The 25,740-nt window shown below is 63.6% G+C and carries 21 protein-coding genes; 10 read left to right on the top strand and 11 right to left on the bottom strand.

Annotated features, from left to right (window positions below):
- The first annotated feature begins 47 nt into the window (after positions 1–47).
- The 4 genes from htpX to purH all read left to right on the top strand — a co-directional run bounded on the left by htpX (position 48) and on the right by purH (position 6,018).
- Complete coding sequence (htpX, locus tag LHFGNBLO_RS10050; protein ID WP_258606460.1) at positions 48–1,058, top strand: zinc metalloprotease HtpX; 1,011 nt, start codon at positions 48–50, stop codon at positions 1,056–1,058.
- Complete coding sequence (locus tag LHFGNBLO_RS10045) at positions 1,049–2,437, top strand: RsmB/NOP family class I SAM-dependent RNA methyltransferase (protein ID WP_258606458.1); 1,389 nt, start codon at positions 1,049–1,051, stop codon at positions 2,435–2,437. The genes htpX and LHFGNBLO_RS10045 overlap by 10 nt, the downstream gene beginning before the upstream one ends.
- Before the next feature lie 145 nt (positions 2,438–2,582).
- Complete coding sequence (locus tag LHFGNBLO_RS10040) at positions 2,583–4,307, top strand: heparinase II/III family protein (protein ID WP_258606456.1); 1,725 nt, start codon at positions 2,583–2,585, stop codon at positions 4,305–4,307.
- 94 nt (positions 4,308–4,401) lie between these two features.
- Positions 4,402–6,018 carry a bifunctional phosphoribosylaminoimidazolecarboxamide formyltransferase/IMP cyclohydrolase gene (gene purH / locus LHFGNBLO_RS10035; RefSeq protein ID WP_258606453.1) on the top strand — a complete coding sequence of 539 codons (1,617 nt, stop codon included), beginning with the start codon at positions 4,402–4,404 and terminating at the stop codon, positions 6,016–6,018.
- Between the two features lie 42 nt (positions 6,019–6,060).
- Here the strand turns inward: purH and LHFGNBLO_RS10030 are convergent, their stop codons facing one another.
- Together LHFGNBLO_RS10030 and LHFGNBLO_RS10025 are read right to left on the bottom strand one after the other, a co-directional pair.
- Entirely contained in the window at positions 6,061–7,437 is a 1,377-nt protein-coding gene (locus tag LHFGNBLO_RS10030; RefSeq protein WP_258606451.1) for an MFS transporter, read from the bottom strand.
- A gap of 88 nt (positions 7,438–7,525) precedes the next feature.
- Positions 7,526–12,325 (bottom strand): NAD-glutamate dehydrogenase, encoded by a 4,800-nt coding sequence (locus LHFGNBLO_RS10025; protein ID WP_258606450.1) that lies wholly within the window; start codon positions 12,323–12,325, stop codon positions 7,526–7,528.
- 138 nt (positions 12,326–12,463) lie between these two features.
- Here LHFGNBLO_RS10025 and LHFGNBLO_RS10020 point away from each other — a divergent pair, with 138 nt between their 5' ends.
- Positions 12,464–13,027: a peroxidase-related enzyme gene (locus tag LHFGNBLO_RS10020; RefSeq protein ID WP_258606448.1), complete on the top strand. Its 564-nt coding sequence runs from the start codon at positions 12,464–12,466 to the stop codon at positions 13,025–13,027.
- A 137-nt stretch (positions 13,028–13,164) separates the two neighbouring features.
- Positions 13,165–13,488, top strand: coding sequence for a hypothetical protein (locus LHFGNBLO_RS10015; protein ID WP_258606446.1), 324 nt, complete (start codon positions 13,165–13,167; stop codon positions 13,486–13,488).
- 60 nt (positions 13,489–13,548) lie between these two features.
- Here the strand turns inward: LHFGNBLO_RS10015 and LHFGNBLO_RS10010 are convergent, their stop codons facing one another.
- Positions 13,549–14,163: a LysE family translocator gene (locus tag LHFGNBLO_RS10010; protein ID WP_258606445.1), complete on the bottom strand. Its 615-nt coding sequence runs from the start codon at positions 14,161–14,163 to the stop codon at positions 13,549–13,551.
- Positions 14,164–14,562: 399 nt separating this feature from the next.
- Here LHFGNBLO_RS10010 and LHFGNBLO_RS10005 point away from each other — a divergent pair, with 399 nt between their 5' ends.
- Positions 14,563–15,189, top strand: a complete 627-nt coding sequence (locus LHFGNBLO_RS10005; RefSeq protein ID WP_258606443.1) for a DUF1062 domain-containing protein — start codon at positions 14,563–14,565, stop codon at positions 15,187–15,189.
- A 59-nt stretch (positions 15,190–15,248) separates the two neighbouring features.
- On the opposite strand, the gene typA is transcribed toward LHFGNBLO_RS10005, so the two are convergent.
- Positions 15,249–17,078: a translational GTPase TypA gene (gene typA / locus LHFGNBLO_RS10000; RefSeq protein ID WP_258606441.1), complete on the bottom strand. Its 1,830-nt coding sequence runs from the start codon at positions 17,076–17,078 to the stop codon at positions 15,249–15,251.
- A 197-nt stretch (positions 17,079–17,275) separates the two neighbouring features.
- Between typA and LHFGNBLO_RS09995 the strand changes: the two genes are divergently transcribed.
- Positions 17,276–17,557, top strand: coding sequence for a hypothetical protein (locus LHFGNBLO_RS09995; RefSeq protein ID WP_258606438.1), 282 nt, complete (start codon positions 17,276–17,278; stop codon positions 17,555–17,557).
- Between the two features lie 104 nt (positions 17,558–17,661).
- Here the strand turns inward: LHFGNBLO_RS09995 and LHFGNBLO_RS09990 are convergent, their stop codons facing one another.
- Both LHFGNBLO_RS09990 and LHFGNBLO_RS09985 read right to left on the bottom strand, forming a co-directional pair.
- Positions 17,662–19,230, bottom strand: coding sequence for an alkaline phosphatase D family protein (locus LHFGNBLO_RS09990; RefSeq protein WP_258606437.1), 1,569 nt, complete (start codon positions 19,228–19,230; stop codon positions 17,662–17,664).
- A gap of 274 nt (positions 19,231–19,504) precedes the next feature.
- Positions 19,505–20,788, bottom strand: a complete 1,284-nt coding sequence (locus tag LHFGNBLO_RS09985; protein WP_258606435.1) for an MFS transporter — start codon at positions 20,786–20,788, stop codon at positions 19,505–19,507.
- A gap of 74 nt (positions 20,789–20,862) precedes the next feature.
- Between LHFGNBLO_RS09985 and LHFGNBLO_RS09980 the strand changes: the two genes are divergently transcribed.
- Both LHFGNBLO_RS09980 and LHFGNBLO_RS09975 read left to right on the top strand, forming a co-directional pair.
- On the top strand, positions 20,863–21,480 hold the full coding sequence (locus LHFGNBLO_RS09980) for a TetR/AcrR family transcriptional regulator (protein WP_258606433.1): 618 nt from the start codon (positions 20,863–20,865) through the stop codon (positions 21,478–21,480).
- Between the two features lie 53 nt (positions 21,481–21,533).
- Complete coding sequence (locus tag LHFGNBLO_RS09975; RefSeq protein ID WP_258606431.1) at positions 21,534–22,124, top strand: hypothetical protein; 591 nt, start codon at positions 21,534–21,536, stop codon at positions 22,122–22,124.
- A 9-nt stretch (positions 22,125–22,133) separates the two neighbouring features.
- Here LHFGNBLO_RS09975 and ppa read toward each other — a convergent pair whose 3' ends face one another.
- The 5 genes from ppa to LHFGNBLO_RS09950 all read right to left on the bottom strand — a co-directional run bounded on the left by ppa (position 22,134) and on the right by LHFGNBLO_RS09950 (position 25,740).
- Entirely contained in the window at positions 22,134–22,667 is a 534-nt protein-coding gene (gene ppa, locus LHFGNBLO_RS09970; protein ID WP_258606429.1) for an inorganic diphosphatase, read from the bottom strand.
- Between the two features lie 102 nt (positions 22,668–22,769).
- On the bottom strand, positions 22,770–23,276 hold the full coding sequence (locus tag LHFGNBLO_RS09965) for a GNAT family N-acetyltransferase (RefSeq protein ID WP_258606424.1): 507 nt from the start codon (positions 23,274–23,276) through the stop codon (positions 22,770–22,772).
- A gap of 106 nt (positions 23,277–23,382) precedes the next feature.
- Complete coding sequence (locus tag LHFGNBLO_RS09960; protein ID WP_258606422.1) at positions 23,383–24,021, bottom strand: TPM domain-containing protein; 639 nt, start codon at positions 24,019–24,021, stop codon at positions 23,383–23,385.
- Between the two features lie 8 nt (positions 24,022–24,029).
- Positions 24,030–24,854: a TPM domain-containing protein gene (locus LHFGNBLO_RS09955; RefSeq protein ID WP_413774712.1), complete on the bottom strand. Its 825-nt coding sequence runs from the start codon at positions 24,852–24,854 to the stop codon at positions 24,030–24,032.
- A 70-nt stretch (positions 24,855–24,924) separates the two neighbouring features.
- Positions 24,925–25,740, bottom strand: a complete 816-nt coding sequence (locus LHFGNBLO_RS09950; RefSeq protein WP_258606418.1) for a TPM domain-containing protein — start codon at positions 25,738–25,740, stop codon at positions 24,925–24,927.

The following is a 25,740-nucleotide window of genomic DNA, read 5'->3' as shown; positions in this document are numbered from 1 at the left end:
ACGCAAGGATCGACCCCTTTTTACCACAGCCCGAGACGGAGCAGACGATGAACACCATCCGCACCGCCATGCTTCTTGCCGCGATGACGGCGCTGTTCATGGGCGTCGGCTTTCTGATCGGCGGAACCGGCGGCATGATGATCGCCTTGCTGATCGCCGCTGCCACCAATCTGTTCAGCTACTGGAACGCCGACAAGATGGTGCTGTCGATGAACCGCGCAGTCGAGGTCGACGAGAAAAACGCGCCCGAATACTATGCCATCGTGCAGGGCCTGGCCCAGCGCGCCGGTCTGCCGATGCCGAAGACCTATCTCATCGACAACCCGCAGCCGAATGCCTTCGCCACCGGTCGCAACCCGCAAAATGCCGCGGTTGCCGCCTCCACCGGCCTGCTGCAACAGCTGTCGCATGAGGAAGTCGCGGCGGTGATGGCGCACGAACTCGCCCATGTGGAGCACCGCGACACGCTGACCATGACGATCGTCGCCACGCTTGCCGGCGCGATCTCGATGCTCGGAAATTTCGCCTTCTTTTTCGGCGGCAACCGCGACAACAACAACCCATTCGGCTTTGTCGGCGTGCTGGTGGCGATGATCGTGGCGCCGTTCGCCGCCATGATCGTGCAGATGGCGGTCAGCCGCACCCGTGAATACGAGGCCGACCGGCGCGGCGCCGAGATCGTCGGAAACCCGCTGTGGCTGGCTTCGGCCCTTGACAAGATCGCCCGTGGCGCCGAACGCATCCGCAACCCGGATGCCGAACGCAATCCGGCGACTGCCCACCTCTTCATCATCAATCCTCTTTCCGGCGAGCGCATGGACAGTCTGTTTTCCACCCACCCGAACACCGACAACCGCATCGCCGCTCTGCAGGCGATGGCGCGGGACATGACCGAGGCAGCTGCGACGCCGCAGCCAGCGCCACGGCAGGCAGACGAGCAACAGCCGTCAGGCCCGTGGGAGAAGGCAGCACAGGCCGAGCCAGAGGCGCAACCGGCCAAGCCAAAATCCAATCCCTGGGGCCGCAATCCGACCGGACCCAAGGGTCGTTGGTCGTGAGCGAAGCCAGACCGCGGCCAGCAATCTCAGCCGATCGTGAAACAGGCAGCCCCGACGGACCCGTGGCCGGCCTCGCCGCCCGCAAGGCGGCCGCCCGCCTGCTTGCCGCCGTCATCGACGCCAGGACGCCGCTGGACGGGCTGACCGACCACGAGAACGGCCATCCGCAATACAAGGCGCTCGACCTGCGTGATCGTGGCCTGGTGCGCGCCATACTGGTGACTGCGCTGCGCTACCGCATGACCATCGCCGGGTTGCTGGCGCGCCGCCTGGAAAAGCCGCTGCCGCCCAACGCCACCGCGCTTTCGCATATCCTGCATGTGGCGGCGGCGCAGATCCTGTTCCTCGACATTCCCGACAGCGCCGCCGTCGACCTCGCCGTGACCCACGCCAAGTCCGACCCACGCACGGTGCGCTTCTCCGGCCTCGTCAACGGCGTGTTGCGCACGCTCGCGCGGGCGAAGGAAGCCGAACTGGCGGCAGCACTTGCCGCCACCGATGAGGCGCCGAAGTGGTTTTCCGACCGGCTGAAAGCCGCCTATGGCGTCGACAAGACCGGGCAAATTCTGGCTGCCCACCGCGTTGAGGCGCCGGTCGACTTCTCGGTCAAGTCCGACCCCGCGCTGTGGGCCGAAAAGCTCGGCGGCATCGTGCTTCCGACCGGCACAATTCGGGTGGAGAAACTCAGCGCGTCCGTCACCGAACTGCCCGGCTTCGAAGATGGCGCCTGGTGGGTTCAGGATGCGGCGGCGAGTTTCCCTGCGCGGCTGTTCGGCGATGTGCAGGGACTGCGCGTTGCCGATCTCTGCGCCGCGCCTGGCGGCAAGACCGCCCAGTTGATTCTTGGCGGTGCAAAAGTCACTGCGGTCGACACGTCGAAGAACCGGCTGGCGCGGCTGACGCAGAATCTCGAACGCCTCGGCCTGTCAGCCGAGATCGTCCAGGCCGACCTGCTCAAATACGAGCCGGAGGAACTGTTCGAAGCCGTTCTGCTCGACGCACCCTGCTCTTCCACCGGCACGGTGCGGCGTCATCCCGACGTGCCGTGGACCAAGACGGCGGCCGACGTCGAAAAGCTCGCCGACCTGCAGCGGCGGCTGCTCGCCCGGGCCGTCACCCTGGTCAAGCCCGGCGGACGAATCGTCTTTTCCAACTGCTCGCTCGACCCGCGTGAAGGCGAGGATCTGCATCGCAGCTTCCTCGTTAAAACACCCGGGGTCGCCGACGATCCGCTGCGGCCGGGCGAGATCGCCGGCATCGATGCCTTTCTGACGCCACAAGGGACGCTGCGCACCACACCCGCCGATCTTGACCTTGGTTCCCCAGGCGTTTCCGGCCTGGACGGGTTCTTTGCCGCTCGCATGCGCAGAACCGGCTAAAAGGCCCTCAAGCAAAGGTTGCCGACTTTTTTAGGGGGGATCGTGCGGCAACGGGTGAGCTCTTCCACGTCAGTGGAATTCGCCTTCGCATAAGTTCTTGAATCATATAAACTTGTGTTGGGGTAGAGGACAATCAGGAGGGGTTTTGGCACTTGCTGCCAGCAGCACGACGCGTCTTTGGACGCTTGTCGCGAGGGAGTTCTGGCGCAAAGCGCGCCGGCGCCTGCGTGCCGGGCCAGTCTATCGCTGGCGCTATTCCGGCCGTACGCCGGAACGCGTTTTGATCGCGCCGCCGGATCTGCGCCTCGCCGACCCGCAGATCGCGCTTGAGATCTACTATGGCCGCTATCCGCTGTCGGGACATCTGGTCGAGACCGGCGGCAAGTCGCCCTTCCAGATCGAGGTGCCCAATCGCGGCTGGCTGAAGACGCTGCACGGCTTTCGCTGGCTGCGCCATATGCGCGCCGCCGGCACCGAGCTCGCCGCCGCCAATGCGCGCGCGCTGGTTTCCGACTGGATCGCCATGCATGGCAACCATATTTCCGGCGTCGCCTGGGAGCCGGGCACTACGGCTAAGCGCGTCATTGCCTGGCTGCAACATTCCTCGGTCGTGCTGCAGGGCGCCGAATTTCCCTTCTATCGGTCTTTCCTGAAATCGCTTGCCGTACAGATCCGCTATCTCAGGTCGATGGCCCGCGAAATGCCGGACGGCAAGGACAGGCTGCGCGCCCGCATCGCATTGGCGTTTGCAGCTTTGTCGCTGCCGGCGCCTGCATCGGCGCTACGCGGCGCCACCCGTAACCTCGCCGAGGAGCTGGAGCGCCAGATCCTTCCCGACGGCGGCCATATCTCCCGCAACCCGATGACTGTTCTGGAACTCCTCGCCGACCTTCTGCCGCTGCGCCAGACTTATGCCAATCAGGCGGAGACGCCGCCTGCCGCCTTGATGGGCGCCATCGACCGCATGCTGCCGGCGCTGCGCTTCTTTCGCCACCAGGATGGCAGCCTCGCCCGCTTCAACGGCATGGGCGCGACCATCCACGATCGCATTGCCACCATTCTGCGCCATGACGACACCGCCGGCGCACCGCTGCTGCACGCGCCGCATTCGGGCTATGAGCGCTTGTCCATGGGTGGCGTAACGGTGATTGCCGATACCGGCCTGCCACCGCCCGTCGACGTTTCCAATGCCGCGCACGCTGGCTGCATGGCCTTCGAACTGTCGTCCGGCCGCCAGCACTACATCGTCAATGCCGGCATCGACACCTATGGCGCCGCCGAGTTCCGGCCGCTGGCCCGCGCCACCGCCGCGCACTCGACCGCCACCATCAACGACACCTCGTCGGCACGTTTCAGCCATTCGCTGCGCGTCAACGACCTGCTCGGCACGCCTCTCATCAACGGCCCGCAGCATGTGCCCTGCAAGCGCATCGACCAGAAGGGCATGCAGGGCTTCGTCGCCCGCCACGACGGCTATATCCAGCGTTTCGGCTTCCTGCATGAGCGCGAACTGAAACTGTCGACGGAAGGCAACGTGCTCGCCGGCAGGGACCGCATTCAGCGGCCCGGCAATGCTGCGATCCGCAACAACGGTCGCGATTTCGTCACGGTGCGCTTCCATATCCATCCCGACATAAACCTGCTGCAGGACGAGCATGACCGCCTGGTGCTGACCGCTGACCAGGGCGACACCTGGGTGTTCACCTGCACCGAAGTGGCACCCGAGGTCGAGGAATCGATCTATTTCGCCGGGCTTGGCGGCCCACGCCGCAGCCGCCAGATCGTGCTTGCTTTCAAGGCCTCGGAAATATCAGAGGTCCACTGGCAGCTGACGCGCACGACCATCGCCGGCTATCCCGAAACCAACTGACTGTCTGCCGTGACGAAGCGCCCGGCTTGATTTCCGAGCCTCATATGCTACGGCGCGGGCTTCTTCCAATCCAGCCGTGAAAGGCCGCCAGCCTATGGCCGTCGCCAGCAAAAACATTCCAGCACCCGACCTCGTCCCGATTCGTCGCGCGCTGCTGTCCGTCTTCGACAAGACCGGCCTCATCGACTTTGCCAAGGCCCTGGCAGCCGCCGGCGTCGAACTGGTCTCGACCGGCGGCACGGCAAAGGCAATCGCCGAGGCGGGCCTGGCGGTGCGTGACGTCTCAGAGCTCACCGGCTTTCCCGAGATCATGGACGGCCGCGTCAAGACGCTGCACCCCTCGGTGCATGGCGCGCTGCTTGGCGTGCGCGACGACCCCGAACACGCCAAGGCGATGCACGATCACGGCATCGAGCCGATCGATCTGTTGGTTTCCAACCTCTACCCGTTCGAGGAGGTCCGCCGCTCCGGTGCCGACTATGCGTCGATCGTCGAGAACATCGACATCGGCGGTCCAGCGATGATCCGCGCCTCTGCCAAGAACCATGCCTACGTCGCCATAGTCACCGACCCCGACGACTATGCCTCGGTGCTCAATGCTCTGGAGATGAATTTCGGCGCGCTGTCGCTGGATTTCCGCAAGAAGCTGGCAGCCAAGGCCTTTGCCCGCACCGCCACCTATGATGCGGCGATCTCAGGCTGGTTCGCCGAAGCGCTGGAGATCGAGCACCCGACATGGCGCGCCTTCGGCGGCAGGCTGGACGCCGTCATGCGCTATGGCGAGAACCCGCACCAGAGCGCCGGCTTCTACGTCACCGGCGACAAGCGCCCGGGTGTAGCCACCGCGCGCCAGCTTCAGGGCAAGCAGCTTTCCTACAACAACATCAACGACACCGACGCCGCCTTCGAACTGGTCGGCGAGTTCGATCCGGCCCACTCCGCCGCCGTCGCCATCATCAAGCACGCCAACCCGTGCGGCGTCGCCGAAGGTGCGTCGCTGACGGCGGCCTATGCCAAGGCGCTGGCCTGCGACCCGGTCTCGGCCTATGGCGGCATCGTTGCCATGAACCGCATCCTCGATGCCGAGGCCGCCGAAGAGATCGTCAAGACCTTCACCGAGGTCATCATCGCGCCCAACGCGACCCACGAGGCGGCGGCAATCGTCGCGGCGAAGAAAAACCTGCGTCTACTGGTGACCGGCGGCCTGCCGGATCCACGCACGCTCGGCACGACGGTCAAATCCGTTGCCGGCGGCCTGCTCATCCAGTCGCGCGACAATGCCGTGGTCGACGACCTCGAGCTTAAGGTGGTGACCAAGCGCGCGCCGACACCGACTGAGATGGCCGATCTCAAATTCGCCTTCCGCATCGCCAAACACGTCAAATCGAACGCCATCGTCTATGCAAAAGACGGCGCCACGGTCGGCATCGGCGCCGGCCAGATGAGCCGCGTCGATTCCTCGCGCATCGCCGCGCGCAAGGCGCTCGACGCAGCCGAGGGCGCGGGGCTGGCGGAGTCACTGACCAAGGGCTCGGTCGTCGCCTCCGACGCTTTCTTCCCGTTTGCCGACGGGCTGTTGTCGGCGATCGAAGCCGGCGCCACAGCAGTCATCCAGCCAGGCGGCTCGATGCGCGACGACGACGTCATCGTCGCCGCCGACGAACACGGCATCGCCATGGTGTTTACCGGCGTGAGGCATTTCCGGCACTAGCGCCTTCTTCCTTCTCCCCTTGTTGGAGAAGGAGAAGCGAAGCTACTCCACCGGCTGGTCGGCCGGATATGGCGTGCGGATCAGAATCGCTATGCCGATGCCGAGGAACAGCACGATCGCCGCCATGCCGAGCCGTGCCGAGCCGCTAGCCAAGGTGATCGTCGCCACCATGAACGGTGCCGCAAAACTGGTCGCCCGTCCGGCCAGCGCATAGATGCCGAAATAGCGGCCGGATTCGGCCGCGGTGACGCTGCGCGCCATATAGGAGCGCGACGATGCCTGCACCGGCCCGAAGGCCACCCCGATCAGCAGGCCGAAGAAGATGTAGGCTTTCTCCGCCGGAGTGCCGAACAACCCGCCGCTATCGGCTCCAGGCATCATCCAGGCGCCGAACAGCGTGTAGCCCGGCCCGGTCGAGACGATGCCGATGGTGGCGATGCTGAGCAGCACAAGCGAAATCATCACGATGGTCTTTGAGCCAAGCGCCGTGTCGAGACGGGCGGCAACCAGGCAGCCGACGATGGCGACGACGTTGAGGATGATACCGAACATGCCGATCTCGGTGATCGACCAGTGGAACATTGCCGCCGCGAACGTCCCGCCCAGCGCCAGCAGCGCGTTGACGCCATCCTGATAGATCATGCGGGCAACGAGGAAGCGGAAGATGCCGCTGCGCTGGCGCACCTCGGCCAGTGTCGACTTCAGTTCCGACAGCCCTTCGCGCACCGCCGGCCCGATCGCAATGCCCTTGATGGCGTCCGGCGTGAAGAAAAACATCGGCAGGATGAACAGGAAATACCAGCCTGCCGAGAGCGGCCCCGTAGCCCTTGCATCCTCGCCGAGCTTCGGGTCGAGGCCGAAGAGCGGGTCGATGCCGATGATCGTCTTGCCGGTCTCCGGCGAGCCCGCGAGACAGGTGACGACGAAGATCAGCGCGATCATGCCGCCGAGATAGCCAAGCCCCCAGGCCATGTTCGAGACCCGGCCGATTTCGCTCTTCGGTACCAGGCGCGGCATCATCGAATCGTTGAACACGGTCGAGAACTCGGCCGCGACCGAAGCGAGAGAGAAGAAGAAAACGACCAGGAAAAGGTTCGAGCCAGGAGCGGCGAACCACAGCAGGCAAAGACTGATGATCTTGATCGATGCGAAGAAAGCAATCCACGGCTTGCGCGGGCCGGTCTGGTCGGCAATCGAGCCGAATATCGGCGACAGCACGGCGATGACCAGACCAGCAGCGGCGATGCCGTAGCCCCAGGCCGCCTGGCCAGTTTCCGGATCGCTCGCCATCCGCGAGACGAAATAGGGACCAAAGATGAAGGTGGTGACGACGGTGAAGAACGGCTGCGCCGCCCAGTCGAACAGCATCCATCCCCAGATGCCGCGCCCCGACGCCCGCTGCACTGTTATTTCAGTCATGTCCCCTCCCGGAAGCAACGCCCCGAAACAGGGCGCCGCTCCGCTCTATAGCGCAGTTCTTGTCGGCAATCTCGCGTGATGTGGAACGTCACCGCGCGGTCAGATCACTCATCAACCCCGATGCCACCGACAACCGCGATACGGTGATGTCGCCGCCCTCGGTCAATGCCTGCAGCCGCTCGCGGATGCGCGCGACCCTTTCGCCGCCGGCCTCCAGCCATGCCGCCACCGGGTCCGCCGCCCTGGCATGGCCGGTGAGCGCTGCCACCGCGATGCCGCGCCGGGCAGCACCAATCGTGTCGGTCGCGCGGGAGAGCGCCAGTTGATCGTAGTAATCCGACGGCGTGATCGAGCGCGCCGCATCCTCGACGCGCGGAATGCGGAAGGCGTCGCTGACCGCGAAAAACGCTTTCGCTGCGGCGACGATGTCGGCATTCGCCATCCGCGCCGTCAGCGCGATGTCGGGGATGAGTTCCGCCACAACGGCCAGCGCTAGCTGCTCGGCCAGTTTTTCCGGCGCGCCGCCCTTGAACAGGCCATGCCGCTTCTCCTCGATCCGCTCGCGCGAGAAGGCCGGCAGCAGCGAAACGATTTTCGGCTCGAGCGCCTTTCGCGCCTCCTGCAGTTCGGCGATGCGCTGGCCGAGCGGTGCAGTGCCGGCATCGTTCTTCAGATACCAGCCGCTGGCCATGAAGATCAGCCGGCTAACCGTCTGATTAAGGTCGAGCTGCACCTGACCGTCGATCTGGTTGTCGAGGGCGTCGATCTCGCGATATAGCGCCGGCAGCGCAAAGCCGTCGCGCACCACGGCGAAGGTGCGCACCACGTCGGCGGCACTGCGGCCGGTCGCTTCCTGCAGCCGGTTGACGAAAGACGGTCCGCCGCGGTTGACCAGATCGTTGGCGACGACGCGGGCGATGATTTCGCGGCGCAGGCGATGGCTGCGAATTTCGTCGCCATATTTCTTGGCCATGCGGTCGGGGAAATAGCCCATCAGGTCGCGGTCGAAATGCGCATCATCCGGCACGTCGCTGGCGACGATGTCGGAAAACAGCACGATCTTGGCATAGGCAAGCAGCACGCCGAGCTCGGCCCTGGTCAGTGGCTCGCCGCGCGCCTCGCGCTCGGCAAGCGCTACCGGCGACGGCAGCGTCTCGACGGCACGGTCGAGCAAGCCGCGCGCCTCCAGCGCCGCCATGAAGCGGCTCTGATGCGCAATGTCGGCGAGGCCACGCTTGCGGGCAATGGAAAGCGCCAGCGTCTGTTCGTAATTGTTGGACAGCACCAGCGTGCCGACTTCGCCGGTCATTTCGGCCAGCAACTTGTTGCGCGCCGGCCGTGTCAGCGATCCCTTGCGCATGGCCGAAGCCAGCGCGATCTTGATGTTGACCTCGACGTCGGAGCAGTTGACGCCGCCCGAATTGTCGATGGCGTCGGAATTGCAGCGGCCGCCGTTCAGTCCGAACTCGATGCGGGCGCGCTGCGTCACGCCGAGATTGGCGCCCTCGCCGATGACCTTGGCGCGCACGTCGAGCGCGGTGACGCGGATGGCGTCATTGGCGCGGTCGCCGACATCCCCGTTGGTCTCGGTCGATGCCCTGAGATACGTGCCAATGCCGCCGAACCACAGGAGGTCGACCGGCGCCTTGAGGATGGCGTTCATGATCTCGACCGGCGAGGCGGTCGTCTTGCCAAGCCCGATGGCTGCAGCCGCGGCCGCCGGTAGCGTGATCGACTTCTGGCTGCGCGAGACGATGACGCCGCCTTCCGACAGTTTTGTCTTGTCGTAGTCCTGCCAGCTCGAACGCGGCAGGGCGAACATGCGCTCCCGCTCGGCCATCGAAGCCGCCATGTCGGGATCGGGATCGATGAAGATGTCGCGATGGTCGAAGGCGGCGATCAGCCGCGTCTGCGGCGACAACAGCATGCCGTTGCCGAACACGTCGCCCGACATGTCGCCGACGCCGACGACGGTGAAGGGCGTGGTCTGGATGTCGCGGTTCATCTCGCGGAAATGCCGCTTCACCGCTTCCCAGGCGCCCTTGGCGGTGATGCCCATCTTCTTGTGGTCGTAGCCGGCCGAGCCGCCGCTGGCGAAAGCGTCGTCGAGCCAGAAACCATGCTTCTCGCTGATGGCGTTGGCGGTGTCGGAGAAGGTCGCCGTGCCCTTGTCAGCGGCGACGACGAAATAGGGATCGTCCTGGTCGCGCCGCACAACGCCGGCCGGCGGAATGACGTCGTCGAGGCCGATATTGTCGGTGATCGACAACAGGCTGGAGACGTAGTTCTTGTAAGCCGACGTGCCGGCTTCGAAGATGGCGTCGCGACCGGCGCTCATCGGCAGCTTCTTCGGATAGAAGCCGCCCTTGGCGCCGACCGGCACGATCACCGCATTCTTGACCTGCTGCGCCTTCACCAAGCCGAGCACCTCGGTGCGATAGTCCTGGGCGCGGTCCGACCAGCGCAGACCACCGCGGGCGACCGGGCCGAAGCGCAGATGCACGCCCTCGACCTCGGAGCCGTAGACGAAGATTTCCCGCCATGGCCGCGGCGCCGGCAGCCCGTCGACCGCATGCGAATCGAGTTTTATGGCCAGCGACTGGCCTTTCTCTTTCGTATCGGCAACGAAATGATTGGTGCGCAACGAGGCTTCGATCAGGTTCAGATAGCGGCGGATGATGGTGTCGTCATCGATGTTGGGAACGTCTTCCAGAGCGTCCTTGATCTTGGCCTTAAGATGCTTGGCCGCCACCACGCCTTCCCCTTCCGCTGTCGGTCCGAGGCGGGCGATGAACAGCGCATGCAGGCCGCGCGCGATGTCGGGATAGCGGTTGAGCGCCGCGGCGATGAAGTCCTGGCTCTGCGGGATGCCGACCTGCTGCAGGTAGCGGCCATAGGCGCGCAGGATGGTGACTTCGCCCGACCACAGGCCGGCAGTCTGGGCAAGGCCGTTGTAACCGTCATTGTCGATATCGCCACGCCAGACCGACAGGAACGCGTCCTCGAACAGCGCGCCGCCATCGCCAAGGTCTATCGGCTTGCCGTAGCTGTTCTCCAACTCCATGTCGTGCACGAAGACCATGCCGGATTGATCGTCGCCAACCTCGAAGGTGCGCTCGCTGATGACGCGGAAGCCGATGTTTTCCAGCACCGGCACCCGCCGCGACAGCGCCACCGGGCTGGCGTGATGAAAGATCTTCAATGCCGCCTGATGCGGCTTCTGGTCGGCATGCCGGTAATAGTCGATGGCGATCGGATTGGCAGCGTTGATCTTGGCGATGCGCCCGGCATCCGTTAGTGCCACCGCCGGCGGGAAACTGTCGCGGTAGCTTTCCGAAAACCGCGAGGCGATGGCGGTGAGCGCCGCATCGGCGCCGGTCTCTGCCGCGGTTTCGCGCAGAGCGTCGTCCCAGGTCCGCACGATGTCGCGGATCGCCGCCTCGATCGTCGCCTGTTCGATTTTCGGCGTCTTGCCGCCTGAGCGGCCGATGATGAAATGCACGCGCGCCAGCCCGCCTTCCGGGAAGGCCGGGTAATAGGCAGACAGCCGGCCTTCGAACACCGTCTTCAGATAGGCACCGACCTTCTCGCGCACGACACTGTCGTAGCGGTCGCGCGGCACGAAGACGAGGATCGAGACGAAGCGGTCGAACTGGTCGGCGCGCACCAGCGCTCTGACGCGCGGCCGTTCGACCAACCCCAATATGGCTTCGGCGTGCTTGCGCAGGATCGGCACCGGGACCTGGAACAGTTCGTCGCGCGGATAGCTCTCCAGCACGTTGATCAGCGCCTTGCCGGAGTGATCGCCCGGATTGAAGCCGGACTTGGCGATGATGGTTCCCGCCTTCGAGCGCAGATAGGGGATCTTCATCACCGAGCGCGTGTATGCGGTCGAGGTGAACAGGCCGACCATCCGCAGTTCGCCCGAAAGCACGCCCTTGGCGGTGTAGGTCTTGACGCCGATGTAATCGAGATAGATGCGCCGGTGCACCGCCGACTTGGCGTTGGCCTTGGTGACGATCAGCGGTTCCGGCCCGTGCAGGAAGGCGCGGATTTCCGGCGTCGTCGTCACCGCTTCGGTGCCGCGCCGCAGCACCAGCACGTCGGGATCGGACAGGATGCCGAGGCCGGGTTTTTCGGCGCGTTCCAGCGTGCCGCTCTTTTCGCCGCCGGTATATTTGAACTCGCGCATGCCGAGGAAGGTGAAATTGTCGTCGCGCAGCCATTCGAGGAAGGCGATCGCCTCGGTGACGCTAGCCTTGTCGAGCGGCACCGGCGCATAGCGGAATTCCGAGATCGCCTGGTCGAGACGGGCCAGCATCGGCTTCCAGTCGGTGACGGCGGCGCGCACCTGGGTGAGTATCTTCTTCAGCCGTCCGGCCAGGGCCTCGGCCTGGTCAACTGACAGGCGGCCAATATGGACGTGGATGACACTCAGCCGGTCATGGCTGTCGTCGCCCTTGGCAAAGCCGCCATCGCCGAGGATTTCATCGACACCGCTCTTGCCGTGCCTGACGACGATGACCGGATGGGTTACCAGCAGCGGCTCGCCGGCGCTCTCAGTGATTTCGCCGAGGATCGAATCGAACAGGAAAGGCATGTTGTCGTTGACGACGGTAACTACGGTCAGCGGCCGACCCTGGCGCACGACACCGGAATCGACGTCTATGGCGACGACGCAATCGCCCTTTCTGTGTTTGGCGATGGCGCGCCCAGCAAGGTCGGCGGCGCGTTCGAGATCGGCTGCATCATAGGCCGCGACATCCTCGGCCGGCGCCCGGGCGAGCAGATAGTCGGCGAGCCTGCCGGGCTTTTCGCTCCCCTTTACCGTGCCTCCCTTTACCGGACTCGTCTTTTTCGACTGGCTTGCGGTTTTCAGGCTGGCCATAGTGCTAATTCCCTCCCGTCATATGCTTTTGCGACTATGGTAGCAGATGACCGGTATTTGGCGACAAAGGTTTGACGGCTTGCGACGAAATGTCGGAATTCGGCGGCAAAATCAGTGACGAACAAGGAGAAATGGCCGATGACCGGCAAAATCAGCGCGCTTGACCTCGCACCCGCGGAGCTGAGCGAAGCGACAAAAGCCTATTTCGCCAAATGCGAGGAGAAGCTCGGCCTCGTCCCTAATGTGCTCCTGGCCTACGCCTTCGACGAGAAGAAACTGCGCGCCTTCACCGACACGTATAATGATTTGATGCTGGGCGACTCCGGCCTGTCGAAGCTCGAGCGCGAGATGATCGCTGTCGTCGTCTCCTCCATCAACCATTGCTACTATTGCCTGACCGCGCATGGCGCGGCGGTGCGCCAGCTTTCCGGCGACCCGGCCTTGGGCGAGATGATGGTGATGAATTTTCGCGCCGCCGACCTTTCCGCCAGACAGACAGCGATGCTCGAATTCGCGGTGAAGCTGACCGAACAGCCGGCAAAGATCGTCGAGGCCGACCGGGCGGCACTACGCCAGGCCGGCTTTTCCGACCGCGACATCTGGGACATCGCTTCGACCGCCGCCTTCTTCAACATGTCGAACCGGGTGGCGGCGGCAATCGACATGCGCCCGAACGATGAATACCACGCCATGGCGCGATAGCGGCCAGCTACGGCCACCCAGTCGCACCGAATACTAGCGATTGCGCATTCTCATTGCCTGTTCGCCATTTTGGTCCGATGATCGGTCTGCGGCGTGACCGCATGCCGGTTCGATGCCGCTGATCAAGGGAGGAGAACATGGCGAAGTTTCTCTACGTCTATCACGGCTCGGGCAAGATGCCGACCGACGAGGCCGAGCGGAAAGCGGCAGTGGATGCCTGGAACGGCTGGTACGGCAAGCTCGGCTCGTCCGTGGTCGACGGCGGCAATCCGGTCGGCATGTCGAAGACGGTGCTGCCCGGCGGCAAGATCGAGAACAATGGCGGCAGCAATCCGACCGCTGGTTATACGATCATCGAAGCGAGGGACATCGACGATGCCGTCGCCAAGGCCAAGGATTGTCCTATCCTGATGGACCCGGCTTTCAGCGTCGAGATCGCGCCGATCATCAATATGGCGTGACGCTCCGTTTGTTTGAGCATGATCTTTCCGAAAACCGGTTCCCACTTTTCGGGATCATGCTCAGGACCGCACCGCTATCGCGGCCGCGGCGCCGGCCATGGTGCCGGCGCTGATGCGGTTGGCGATCTTCATCGCCCGCTTGCTCTTCAACAGTTTGCGCGCCTGCGATGCGGCGAGCACCCAGGCGAGATCGATGGCGATGAGAACCACCGCCATGGTCAGCGTCAGCTCGACCCAGCCGATGACGCTGACTGCGGCGAGGTCGATGATTGTCGGCAGCAACGCCAGATAGAACATCATGATCTTGGGATTGCCGAGCGTCACCGCCATGCCGGCGAAGAACAGTTTGACGGCTGAATCCTCACGCGGCATCTCGCCCTCGCCCGCTTCGACAGGGGCGGTCCACATCTTCCAGGCCAGCCAGGCGAGATAGGCGACGCCGACCCACTTCACCACGACGAAGGCGAAATGGAAGGTCTGCGCCACCACCGCCAGCCCGAACACTGCCAGCGACAGCCAGATGCCTTCGCCGATCCACATGGCGAGCAGAAACGGGAACACGTCGCGAAACCCCTTCGCGATCACCCGCGCCACAAGTGCGGCGATCGACGGGCCGGGCGAACCGGCGGCAACGAAAAGGGCTGCGGCGAAGATCAGAAGCGAAGTGACGTGCATGGGCGTGATCTTTGTTTGAGATTTCAGCTGTTTCAATATTAGCCGAAGTGTTCCGGCGGCGGTAGCGTCGATGAAAGAGGGGGCTTGTCGGCCCGATATCCCGCAGGCTAGAAGTGCCGTCCCGACACAATTTTGAGCTTCACTTTGCCTCAGTAACCGCCGGTCTCGTCAACTCCCCCGACATATCGCACGGCGCCGCTTGGCGACGCCTGTTTTCACATCATGTGTTCCTCAAGGGTGGCGGTTCGAGACCGGTTTGGCACTGCTGAATCGCTGTCGCGTTCTATCACCCGCGACGCCTGTTTTCCAATCGCTGCAGCTTTCTCGCCACGCCGAGCCCGCAGGGGCACTTCGACCTCGCCGACTTGATGAACTTCCCGACGGGAAGGGCTTATCGGCATGTCTGGACACCTGCGTATCCGCTGGGCGATCGCAGCCAAAACAGCGCCTCGACCTCTCATCAACTGCAATCGCTGCGGTGGCGTGAAGGCCTACCGCTGCAGCTGGAAATTCCGCGTCAACGCCAATGGCAAACGCATCGACGTGTGGCTGATCTACCGCTGCGTCGATTGCGACAACTCCTGGAACTTTGGCATTCTGGAACGCTGCAACCGCCGCGACATCGCGCCCGAATTGCTGCAAGCGCTGGAAAGCAATGACCCGGCGCTGGCGCGTCGTCATGCCTTCGATGTCGTTGCCCTACGAAACAGCGTTGGGCGCGTCGAAGAATTTCCCGAAGTCGCCGTTCACAAGCAGATGCTCGGCGACATCGAGGAAAACATGACCGCCCTGGAGCTTCAACTCGCACTCGAAATGCCGACATCGCTGCGGCTCGACCGGTTGCTTGCCAACGAACTCGGCGTCTCGCGATCGCGGCTTCAGGCGCTGGAGGAGCGGCGGCGGCTCATCATTGACCCGGAGGGAGCCAAAGCCTTGCGCAAGCCTGCCCGCGAGGGAACGGCGATCCGCATCGATCTGGCCGGCGAGCCCGATCGCGAAGCCATCATCTCGGCCGCCGGCGGATAAAATAAGGGAGGGAGCACACATGTGCTCCCTCCCGGCACCCCTTCAACGAAGAGAAAAACTTACGCCGCGCCGGCAACTTTCGCCGACTTCTCGAAGCGCTTGCGCTCGTTCGGGTCGAGATAAAGCTTGCGCAGGCGGATGGTCTTCGGCGTCACCTCAACCAACTCGTCGTCCTGGATCCAGGCCAAAGCCTTCTCCAGCGTCATGCGGATCGGCGGCGTCAGCTTCACCGCTTCGTCCTTGCCGGCGGCGCGGATGTTGGTCAGCTTCTTGCCCTTCAGCACGTTCACTTCGAGGTCGTTGTCGCGTGAATGGATGCCGATGATCATGCCCTGATAGACCTTGACGCCCGGGTCGATGACCATCGGGCCGCGGTCTTCGAGGTTCCACATGGCGTAGGCCACCGCCTCACCCTGCTCGTTGGAGATCAGCACGCCATTGATGCGGCCGGGCAATTCGCCCTTGTAGGGCTCGTAGGCATGGAACAGCCGGTTCATCACGGCGGTGCCGCGCGTATCGGTCAACAGTTCCGACTGGTAGCCGATCAGGCCGCGCGTCGGTGCGTGGAAGACGATGCGCTGGCGATTGCCGCCGGACGGGCGCAACTCGACCATCTCGGCCTTGCGCTCCGACATCTTCTGCACGACGATGCCAGCATGCTCCTCGTCGACGTCGATGACGACTTCCTCGACCGGCTCGAGCATTTCACCGTTTTCGCCCTTCTGCATGACGACACGTGGCCGCGACACGGCGATCTCAAAACCTTCGCGGCGCATCGTCTCGATCAGCACGGCAAGCTGCAATTCGCCGCGGCCGGAGACGAAGAACGAATCCTTGTCCGGCGATTCCTCGATCTTCAGCGCCACATTGCCTTCGGCCTCGCGCAGCAGGCGGTCGCGGATGACGCGGCTGGTCACCTTGTCGCCCTCCGTGCCGGCCAGCGGACTATCGTTGACGAGGAAGGACATGGTCACGGTCGGCGGATCGATCGGCTGCGCATGCAGCGGCTCGGTCACCGCCGGATCGCAGAAGGTGTCGGCGACGGTTCCTTTCGACAGGCCGGCAATGGCGACGATGTCACCCGCCTGCGCCTCTTCGATCGGCTGGCGCTCGAGGCCGCGGAAAGCGAGGATCTTGGAGATGCGGCCGGTTTCGACCAGCGTGCCGTCATGGTGCAGCACCTTGACCGGCTGGTTGGATTTCAACGTGCCGGATTCGATGCGGCCGGTGATGATGCGGCCAAGGAACGGATTGGCTTCAAGAATGGTGCCGATCATGCGGAACGGGCCGGGGTGAACGGTCGGCGCGGGCACATGCTTGATGACGAGATCGAACAGCGGCGCCAGGCCCTGGTCCTTGGGGCCTTCGGGATTCTCGGAAACCCAGCCATCGCGGCCTGAACCGTAGAGAATCGGGAAGTCGAGCTGTTCGTCGGTAGCATCAAGTGCTGCAAACAGGTCGAACACTTCGTTGACCACCTCGACATGGCGGGCGTCCGGCCGGTCGATCTTGTTGATGACGACGATCGGCTTCAGGCCGACCTTGAGCGCCTTGCCGACGACGAATTTTGTCTGTGGCATCGGCCCTTCGGCGGCGTCGACCAGCACAATGGCCGAATCCACCATCGACAGGATGCGCTCGACCTCACCGCCGAAATCGGCGTGGCCGGGGGTGTCGACGATGTTGATGCGGGTATCCTTCCAGTCAACCGAGGTCGCCTTGGCCAGGATGGTGATGCCGCGTTCCTTTTCGAGGTCGTTCGAATCCATGGCGCGCTCGGCGACGCGCTGATTGTCGCGGAAAGAGCCGGATTGCCTCAAAAGCTGGTCGACGAGGGTGGTTTTTCCATGGTCGACGTGCGCGATGATCGCGATATTACGAATTTTCATGTTGTGGTCTCGGGAGCGTTGCAGGCAGCAGGCCAAAAGGCGCTGCCTCTTTCGGTTGCGCGGCTCATACAGGGTTTTTCGCAATTGCGAAAGAGGCGGCTCGTCACCAAATACTCATCAAATCTTAAACATCCGCGTGTGAAATGATTTCATTAACCAAGGCGGGAACCTTTCGGGGCCCGAGCAGTTCGACCTTCATGACCGATCAAGTCATCAGAATCCGGCAGATCGTGGGGTGGGCAGCCCTCGCCGTCATCCTCGCTATAGGCGCCGCGCAATCGGCCGCAACGCTGAAAGAGGCGCGGCCGGCCCTGTCGTCCGATACGCAAACGGCAGAGCAGCTTTTTGCGGACGCCCCCGATGGCGTGGACCCGGTGGTGACCGGACCAGTCAGTGCCGCCTTCAAGCAGCGGCAGGATGCCGCCGGCTGCGACAGCGCGGTCTGGCCCAACATTCCCACGGCTTGTTATCCAGACTAGAGCCTGATCCCACCCCGATAGAATCGGGGATGGGGCTCTACCTTCTTGTTCGACCATGATCTTGTCCGAAAACCGGTCTCCACTTTTCGGGATCATGGTCTGGCTTACGCCGACCGCACCGGATCGAGCGTCACCTTGTAGAGCTCGTTGTCGTCGCGATCCATCAGCCGCACCGTCAGCTGTTCGCTGGCGCCGTTGATGTCGACCAGGCCGAAAAACTGCAGCCCGGCCGACGGCGGCAGGTTCTGCCCCTGCTCGGCGGTCGGCGCCTTGATGAATTTCAGCTCCGGGCCGAAGGTCATGTCGAAATCGTTGGGACCGAACGTGCCGGCATGGATCGGGCCGGAGACGAATTCCCAGAACGGGTTGAAATCCTGGAACTGCGCCTTGTCCGGGTTGTAGTAATGCGCCGCCGTGTAGTGCACGTCGGCGGTGAGCCAGACGGTGTTGGCGATGCCGGCATTCTTGATGTAGCGCAGAAGATCCGCGATCTCGAGCTCGCGTCCCTTTGCCGGGCCATTGTCGCCATTGCTGACCGCCTCGGCTCCAACTTTCTTGGCGCCGTCGTTCCAGACGATGAGGCCAAGCGGCATGTCGGCGGCGATGATTTTCCAGGTCGCGTTGGAGTTTGCCAGCTCGCGCTTCAGCCATTTCGTCTGCTGTTCGCCGAGTATGCGCGATTGCGGCGTCATCGTATCCTGCATGTCGGGGCCATTGGCGCCGCGATAGGACCGCATGTCGAGGAAGAACACGTCGAGCAACGGCCCATAGGCGATCTTTCGGTAGACGCGGCCGGGTTCGGACGGCTCGTAGCGGATCGTCGTCATCTCATGGAAGGCGCGCGCCGCGCGTGCCGCCAGCACATGGATGGATTTTTCCGAGTAGCGGTCGTCAGCGGTCAGGTCCTTTGAATCCGACCAGTTGTTCACCACCTCATGGTCGTCCCACTGGTAGAAGGTCGGGCAGATGGCGCTGAGCCCCCGCACGTGGCTGTCCATCAGGTTGTATTTCCACTGCGCCCGGTATTCGTCCAGCGTCTGCGCAACCTTTCGCTTTTCGTCGATGAGGACGGTGTTCTTCCACTTGCCGCCGCTCGGCAGATCGACCTCGTCCTTCATCGGGCCGTCGGCATAGATGGTGTCGCCCGAATGCAGGAAGAAGTCGGGCGTATGCTTGCCGATCGTGGAGTAGGTCTTCATGCCGGTATCGTCGATGCCCCAACCCTGACCGGCGGTATCGCCCGACCAGGCGAAACGGATGTCGCGCTTGGATGCCGGCGCCGTACGGAAGCGGCCGGTGATCGGTTCGGAAACGGCATTGATGTCGGCAAGATCGGCCGCTGTCATGCGGTAGAAGATGTCCTGGTCGGAGGCGAGGTCGGTAAGCAGCCGCTTCACCGTGTAGTCGCTGGCCGGCGACGTATCGAGCGGCGCCAGCCGGGTGGCATTGGCGAAACTTTCCGTCGACGACACTTCGAACATGACCCGTGACGGCCGATCCGTGCGCGTCCACACCATGCCGCTGGTGGCGTCGACGTCGCCCGACTGGATGCCATGGGTGAAGGCCGGCCGCTGATTGGCGCGCGAGTAATAGGGCAGTGCCAGGCCCGAAGCGCCGAGCAGCCCAACGGCGCTCGCGGAGGTGACAAAAGCGCGGCGGGAAATCTTGTTCATGGCTGTCTCCTGGATGGCTTCGAACGGTGCCACCAAGGTCCAACGTCAATGTTTCAGGCGCATCTCGAAACGATGAAGGTTTCGTAACAACCAACAGACATCTCCCCCCTTGAGGGGGAGATGTCGCCGAAGGCGACAGAGGGGGTCGCCTCGCATCAAGCACCAGCCCCATCCGCAGCAACAGTAAGGCTGAGTCCGGTCGAACCGACCCCCTCTGGCCGCTTCGCGGCCCTCTCCCCCTCAAGGGGGGAGATTGGCGCCCGACAGCCGCGCCCTACGCCGACTGCGGCTCCGGATCGAAAGCCGGACGGCTGGTGTTGATCAGCAGCGAGATGCAGGCGGCCGCAATCGCGGTCATGCCGGCGATGAGGAAGGCCAGTTCGTAATTGCCTTGCAGTTCGCGCATGGTGCCGCCGAAGAAGGCCGCCGTTGCCGCCCCCACCTGATGGCCGGCGACGATCCAGCCGAAGACGATCGGCCCGCTGCGGTCGCCGAACGCCTCGTTGGCCAGCCTCAGCGTCGGCGGCACGGTGGCGATCCAGTCGAGCCCATAGAGCACGGCGAAGATGATCAGGCTGGTCGCCGAGAAGCCGGAATAGGGCAGATAGATCAGCGACAGGCCACGGATCGCATAGTAGACGCCGAGCAGCTTGCGCGGATCGAAGCGGTCGGTGAGCCAGCCCGACAGCGTCGTGCCGATCAGGTCGAAGATGCCCATCATCGACAGCAGCCCAGCCGCCTGAATCTCGCCGATGCCCATGTCGCCGCAGAAGGCGATCAAATGCGTGCCGACCAGCCCATTGGTGGTAAAGCCACAGACGAAGAAAGTGGCGAACAGATACCAGAACACCCGCGTGCGAGCGGCGCGTCGCAGCGTGTTGAGCGTGTGCGCGAGGAAATTGCCTTGCGATGCCGGTGGCACCGGCGGCACGTCGTCAGCCTCGGCGCCGTAGCGCACCATGCCGATCGAGGCCGGGCGCTCAGGCACCAGCAGCCAGACCAGCGGCAGAAGGCAGGCGGTGGCAACCGAAATGGCGATGGCGACCGGCTTCCAGCCACCCGACTGGGCGAGCGCGGCCAGCAGCGGCAGGAACACCAGCAAGCCAGTGGCGCTGGAGGCCGACATCAGCCCCATCACCAGCCCGCGATTGGTCTTGAACCAGCGATTGACGATGGTGGCGCCGAGCACGGTGGCGACCGCGCCCGAGCCGATGCCGGAAAACACACCCCATGTGATAAGCAGATGCCAGGGCTCGGTCATCAACAGGCTGAGCGCCGTCGAGCCCGACATTACCACGAGCGAGGCAAGCAGCGTGCGGCGCAACCCGATCCGTTCCATCAGTGCGGCAGCAAACGGCCCGGTCAGACCGTAGAGAAAGATGCCGACGGCAGCAGCCAGCGAAACGACATCGCGGCGCCAGCCGAAACTCTCTTCCAGAGGCAGCATCATGACCGCGGGCGCCGAGCGCAGGCCCGCCGCGATCAGCAGGCAGAGGAAGATGACGCCGACCACGACGAAAGCGTAGCGCTGGCCAAACGGACGGGATTGAGCTATCATGTTACTGACCGGTACGTTGCAATTAGCCCAAGGCTATACGTACCGATCGGTAACACTGTCAAGCGAGTCGCCGGATGCCATCGGACAATAATATTGAACCACCCATCAAGGGTGCTCACGCATCGGCTCTGCCAAAGGCTGCCGAGAAGATCCTCGGCGTGGCGCGCGACCTGTTCTACCGGCAAGGCATCAGGGCAATCGGCGTCGACGAGATTGTGCGGCGCGCAGGCGTCACCAAGCCCAGCCTCTACCGCAGCTTTCCTTCCAAGGACGAGTTGGCCGCATCCTATCTCCGGCAATACGACCTCGAATTCTGGGATCGCTTCGATGAGGCGGTGAATGCCCATCCGGGCGACCCGCGCGCGCAGATCCACGCTTTCCTGACCCGCGTCGGCAAGCGCACGCAAAAGCCCGACTATCGCGGCTGCGGCATGACCAACGCTGCCGTCGAGTATCCCGAACACGGCCACCCGGCCCGCGTCGTCAGCGAGGCCAACAAACAGGAATTGCGCCGCCGCTTGCGCGCCATGGCAGCGGCGATGGGCGCTGGCGACGCCGACACGCTCGGCGACGGGCTGCTGCTGTTGATCGAGGGCGCCTATATCAGTGGCCAGTTGTTCGGGTTGGGCGGCCCAGCACAATCGGTCGCCCGCAACGCAGATCTGCTGATCGGGGCGAGCCTGAAAGACTAGGCCAGGTCGGAATTTGACGATACGCTGCGGCGAGCTGCAATGGAGCTGTCCGCATGCGCGCTTTCCTGATCCCGCTTGCCCTCGCCGGCTTCTGCCAAACCGCCCAGGCCGACGGCATATCCAGCGTCTACAGCGATCTCGACTGGAAGAAGGACTGCGTGACCTACGCGCATGCCGAGGAAGGCGACGGCGACTGGGCCAGCCTCACCTGTTCGGGCTATCGTGGCTATCCCGTGCTGGTCTCCTACGACGACGCCCGCGAATCGCTGTTTTACGGTTTTCCGTCCAGCGACATGACGGCGGTCTGGGAAAGCTTTTCCGGCTTCAATTCGGCCGGACCCAAGGTCGAGTGGCGCATCGAGACCAAAGGCGACATCGTCATTCCCTTCGCGGTCATCCACCGTCGCTCGATCAGCAATCCCGATGACCAGAACAAGCCGAACGAAGTGCTGCTCGTCGCCAAGGTCTCCCAACCGGAGACCTATAGCGGCTGCACCGTCGGGCTGGTGCAGGCCACCGGCAATCCCGCCGCCAACGATCAGGCGCGTAAGCTGGCCGACGAAAAGGCGCGGACCTTTGCCTGTGGCAAGGACAAGCGCGTGGTGATCGGCAACGCGCCGGATTTCGGCCGCGTCGATAATTGATCCGCTGAACTACTTGCTCTTCTTCGCCCGCGCGATCGCGTCGACGATCATCTTCTTGGCATAGGCGGAGTCGTGCCAGCCCTCGATCTTGACCCATTTGCCGGGTTCGAGATCCTTGTAGTGCTCGAAGAAGTGCTGCACCTGCTGGCGGGTGATGTCGGGCAGCTGCGTATATTCGGTGACGTTTTCATAGCGCAGCGTCAGCTTGGGTGAAGGCACCGCAATGATTTTCTCGTCCTGGCCGGCATTGTCTTCCATGATCAGCACGCCGATCGGCCGGACATTGATGACGCAGCCCGGCACCAGGGCGCGGGTATTGCAGACCAGCACATCGATCGGGTCGCCGTCGCCCGAAAGCGTGTGCGGCACGAAGCCGTAATTGCCGGGATAGCGCATCGAGGTGTGCAGGAAGCGGTCGACGAACAGCGTGCCGGCCTCCTTGTCCATCTCATATTTGATCGGCTCGCCGCCGATCGGCACCTCGATGATGACGTTGACATCTTCAGGCGGGTTCTTTCCGGTGGCAATGGCTTCAATGCGCATGGCTTAAATCCCTCTCTCGATTTCCAAGATCGATAGCGGGCGAAGCGTCATGGTGCAATGCGGCGAATGGTGCTGAGCACCTGGCGGCAGGCTTTCAGGCCCTCATTCCCAGACGAAGGCGACCTTCTTCAGCGCTTTCTGCTCGAAGATCTCGACACCCTCGGCGACATCGCGGCCGCCGGCGCCGGTATAGAAGTCGAGCGCATTCTGGTTGTCTTCCAGTGCCCACACCACCATGCCTTTCAGCCCGTGGTCGGCGAGGCGCGCCCGGGCTGCCTTGAACAAACGGCTGCCCAGCCCGATGCCCTGATATTCGGGGCGCAGGTAAAGCTCGTAGATCTCGCCCTGCTGCTTGAGTTCGCGGGCGCGATTCTTGCCGATCGTGGCGTAGCCGGCGATCTTGCCGCCGATCTCGACGACCAGCACGGTGGCGGCGCGGCGAATGGCGTTGGCCCACCAGTCGGCGCCGCGGCGGTTGATCATCGATGTCAGCGTACGGTGTGGAATGATGCCGGAATAGGCCCCGTGCCAGGCCTGCTGGTGCACGTCGGCAATCGCGCTGGCGTCGCGCGGCTCGGCTTTCCTGATGTCGATGCTCAGCGTATTCATGATTTGTTAACCATAGACCCGCATCGGCCATTTGCAAGAGTCCGGTCGGCCGGCTCCTGCGCTTTCGCACAGAAGGCCGCGACGGCGTTGTGCGTTTGAAACGAACTCAGATCTCGACCAGATGGTCGTCCAGCTCGTTGCTATCGCCCGATGAAACCGGAAAATGCTCGGCCAGCACCGAACCGACGGTGGCGATCGCCTTGACGAAGCCCTCGGCGAGACGGTCATCGCCGGCATGCGCCGTAAGGTCGCGGACGACGCCATCCCACACATGCTGGCCGACCTTGGCATTGATGCCGCTGTCGGCGACCACTTCGGCATAGCGCTCGGCGATCGAGACGAACACCAGTACGCCGGTGCGCGCGGTGGTGCGGTGGACGTTGCGGGCGAGGAACTGCTTGATCGCATTGGTATGCGCCGCTTGGTACCGCAGCCGCCGCGGCACCAGATGGATGCGCAAGCCGGGCAGCGCCCATAGCAGGACAAGCACCGAGGCCAGTGCCAGCAGCTGGGCGAAGACGAAATGCGGCAAGCGAATCGACAGCCACCAGGCTTCCAGCCCGTAAGTGACCGCGAGGCTGACCAGAAGCATGCCAGCTGTCGCCATGAAGGCGGCCGGGAAGAAATAGCCGTCGCTGGCATGGGCCACGACGCAGTAGATCTCGCCGTCGGTCTTTGTCTCGGCGGCGCGGATCGCCGCGGCGATGAGCTCGTGATCCTGCGGGCTGATCGGTCGTGTTGCCATGATCTGTCTCACCAGCTCCCTGAAGAACCACCGCCGCCGGACGAGCCGCCGCCGCCTGAAAACCCGCCGCCGCTGCTTGAGCCTGACGACCAGCTGCTGCCGGAACTTCCCGACGACCAGCCGCTGCCCGATGAGGACCCTGACGTCCAGCCACTACCCGAGGACGACGAACTCGGTCCACGGCCGTAGCGGAAGGTCATGCCCAGCCATTTATATACGCCCGGCGACAGCTTGGTGCCGAAGATCGGCGGCAGGAATGCCATCGCCAGGCCGCCGAAAAACATCGTCCCCCACAGGATGAGGAACAGGATGACGATCGTATCGAAGGAGTCGCTTCGGCTACCCGGCGGATTGCGCTCACCGCGCGCCTCCAATTCCTCCGGATTGCCTTCCAGCACCATCACCATGTCGTCGACGGCCTTGGCTATGCCGCCTGAAAAATTGCCGGCACGGAAAGCCGGCGCCATGTCGTTTTCGATGATCAGCTTGGTGTGCAGGTCGGTCAGCGTGCCTTCCAGCCCGTAACCGACCTCGATGCGCATCTTGCGGTCGTTCTTGGCCACCAGCAGAAGCACGCCATTGTTCTCGCCGCCCTGGCCGAGTTTCCAGAAGCGAAACAGCCGGTTGGCATAGGGTTCGATCTCTTCGCCGTCGAGGCTGAGAATCGTCGCGACGACGATCTGGTCCGAACCCTTTTTCTCGAAATCGGCAAGCTTCTGGGTCAGCGCCGCCTTGGTCGCGGCATCGATGATGTTGGCATTGTCGACGACACGGCCGGTCAGAGCAGGCAGGTCGGCGGCAAAGGCCGCGAACAGCATTGCGACCATCGCCATCAGGGCGACGCCGATCGTCGTGGCGAAGCGGCCGGCTCTTGGCGGATTGAAGACCCATGCCGTCATGCCGTCACCAACTCCCCGAAGAGCCGCCGCCACCGGACGAGCCACCACCACCCGAAAAACCACCACCGCTTGAACCCGACGACCATCCGCCGCCCGAACTTCCCGACGACCAGCCACCACTGGAGGACCGCCGGTGTGGCTCGAACGTCATGCCCAGCCAGCGATAGCGGCCAGGCCCGAGCTTCTGGCCGAAGATCGGCGGCAGGATGGAGGCGGCCATGCTGCCGAAGAAGATGATCGCCCAGATTCCGATGAAGACGGCGAAAAACAGATTGTCGGTGTTGATGGGCGGCTGCTGGTTGCGCTCACCGCGCGCCTCCAACTCCTCCGGATTGCCTTCCAGCACCATGACCATGTCGTCGACGGCTTTGGCTATGCCGCCCGAAAAATCGCCGGCGCGGAAGGCCGGCACCATGTCGTTTTCGATGATCAGTTTGGTGTGCAGGTCGGTCAGCGTGCCTTCGAGACCATAGCCGACCTCGATCCGCATCTTGCGGTCGTTCGGCGCCACCAGCAGCAGGACGCCATTGTTCTCCTTCGCCTGGCCGAGTTTCCAGAAGCGGAACAGCCGGTTGGCGTAAGGTTCGATCTCTTCGCCGTCGAGACTGGGGATAGTCGCGACGACGATCTGGTCCGAACCCTTTTTCTCGAAATCGGCAAGCTTCTGGGTGAGCGCTGCTTTTGTGCCGGCGTCAATGATGCCGGCATTGTCGACGACGCGACCGGTGAGTGCGGGTAGGTCTGCGGCGAAGACTGTGAAGGGTAGGAAAAGGAGACTTAGAACTACAAACAGGAATGCCAGGCTGGCGTTTCTTCCCAC

Source organism: Mesorhizobium sp. AR10, from assembly GCF_024746795.1.
Lineage (GTDB): Bacteria > Pseudomonadota > Alphaproteobacteria > Rhizobiales > Rhizobiaceae > Mesorhizobium.
The sequence above is the reverse complement of the archived record's forward strand: the minus strand, read 5'-3'. Positions and strand labels throughout refer to the sequence as shown.

What these genes read in the sequence shown, in the direction of transcription:
- LHFGNBLO_RS10020 (WP_258606448.1), top strand. Translation starts at nt 12,464, where the DNA reads ATGACCGGCAAAATCAGCGCGCTTGACCTCGCACCCGCGGAGCTGAGC.
- ppa (WP_258606429.1), bottom strand. Translation starts at nt 22,667, where the DNA reads ATGCGCATTGAAGCCATTGCCACCGGAAAGAACCCGCCTGAAGATGTC.
- LHFGNBLO_RS10005 (WP_258606443.1), top strand. Translation starts at nt 14,563, where the DNA reads ATGTCTGGACACCTGCGTATCCGCTGGGCGATCGCAGCCAAAACAGCG.
- htpX (WP_258606460.1), top strand. Translation starts at nt 48, where the DNA reads ATGAACACCATCCGCACCGCCATGCTTCTTGCCGCGATGACGGCGCTG.
- LHFGNBLO_RS09980 (WP_258606433.1), top strand. Translation starts at nt 20,863, where the DNA reads ATGCCATCGGACAATAATATTGAACCACCCATCAAGGGTGCTCACGCA.
- LHFGNBLO_RS09965 (WP_258606424.1), bottom strand. Translation starts at nt 23,276, where the DNA reads ATGAATACGCTGAGCATCGACATCAGGAAAGCCGAGCCGCGCGACGCC.
- LHFGNBLO_RS09960 (WP_258606422.1), bottom strand. Translation starts at nt 24,021, where the DNA reads ATGGCAACACGACCGATCAGCCCGCAGGATCACGAGCTCATCGCCGCG.
- LHFGNBLO_RS09975 (WP_258606431.1), top strand. Translation starts at nt 21,534, where the DNA reads ATGCGCGCTTTCCTGATCCCGCTTGCCCTCGCCGGCTTCTGCCAAACC.
- LHFGNBLO_RS10030 (WP_258606451.1), bottom strand. Translation starts at nt 7,437, where the DNA reads ATGACTGAAATAACAGTGCAGCGGGCGTCGGGGCGCGGCATCTGGGGA.
- LHFGNBLO_RS10015 (WP_258606446.1), top strand. Translation starts at nt 13,165, where the DNA reads ATGGCGAAGTTTCTCTACGTCTATCACGGCTCGGGCAAGATGCCGACC.
- typA (WP_258606441.1), bottom strand. Translation starts at nt 17,078, where the DNA reads ATGAAAATTCGTAATATCGCGATCATCGCGCACGTCGACCATGGAAAA.
- LHFGNBLO_RS09995 (WP_258606438.1), top strand. Translation starts at nt 17,276, where the DNA reads ATGACCGATCAAGTCATCAGAATCCGGCAGATCGTGGGGTGGGCAGCC.
- LHFGNBLO_RS09990 (WP_258606437.1), bottom strand. Translation starts at nt 19,230, where the DNA reads ATGAACAAGATTTCCCGCCGCGCTTTTGTCACCTCCGCGAGCGCCGTT.
- LHFGNBLO_RS10010 (WP_258606445.1), bottom strand. Translation starts at nt 14,163, where the DNA reads ATGCACGTCACTTCGCTTCTGATCTTCGCCGCAGCCCTTTTCGTTGCC.
- purH (WP_258606453.1), top strand. Translation starts at nt 4,402, where the DNA reads ATGGCCGTCGCCAGCAAAAACATTCCAGCACCCGACCTCGTCCCGATT.
- LHFGNBLO_RS09985 (WP_258606435.1), bottom strand. Translation starts at nt 20,788, where the DNA reads ATGATAGCTCAATCCCGTCCGTTTGGCCAGCGCTACGCTTTCGTCGTG.
- LHFGNBLO_RS09955 (WP_413774712.1), bottom strand. Translation starts at nt 24,854, where the DNA reads ATGGCGATGGTCGCAATGCTGTTCGCGGCCTTTGCCGCCGACCTGCCT.
- LHFGNBLO_RS10025 (WP_258606450.1), bottom strand. Translation starts at nt 12,325, where the DNA reads ATGGCCAGCCTGAAAACCGCAAGCCAGTCGAAAAAGACGAGTCCGGTA.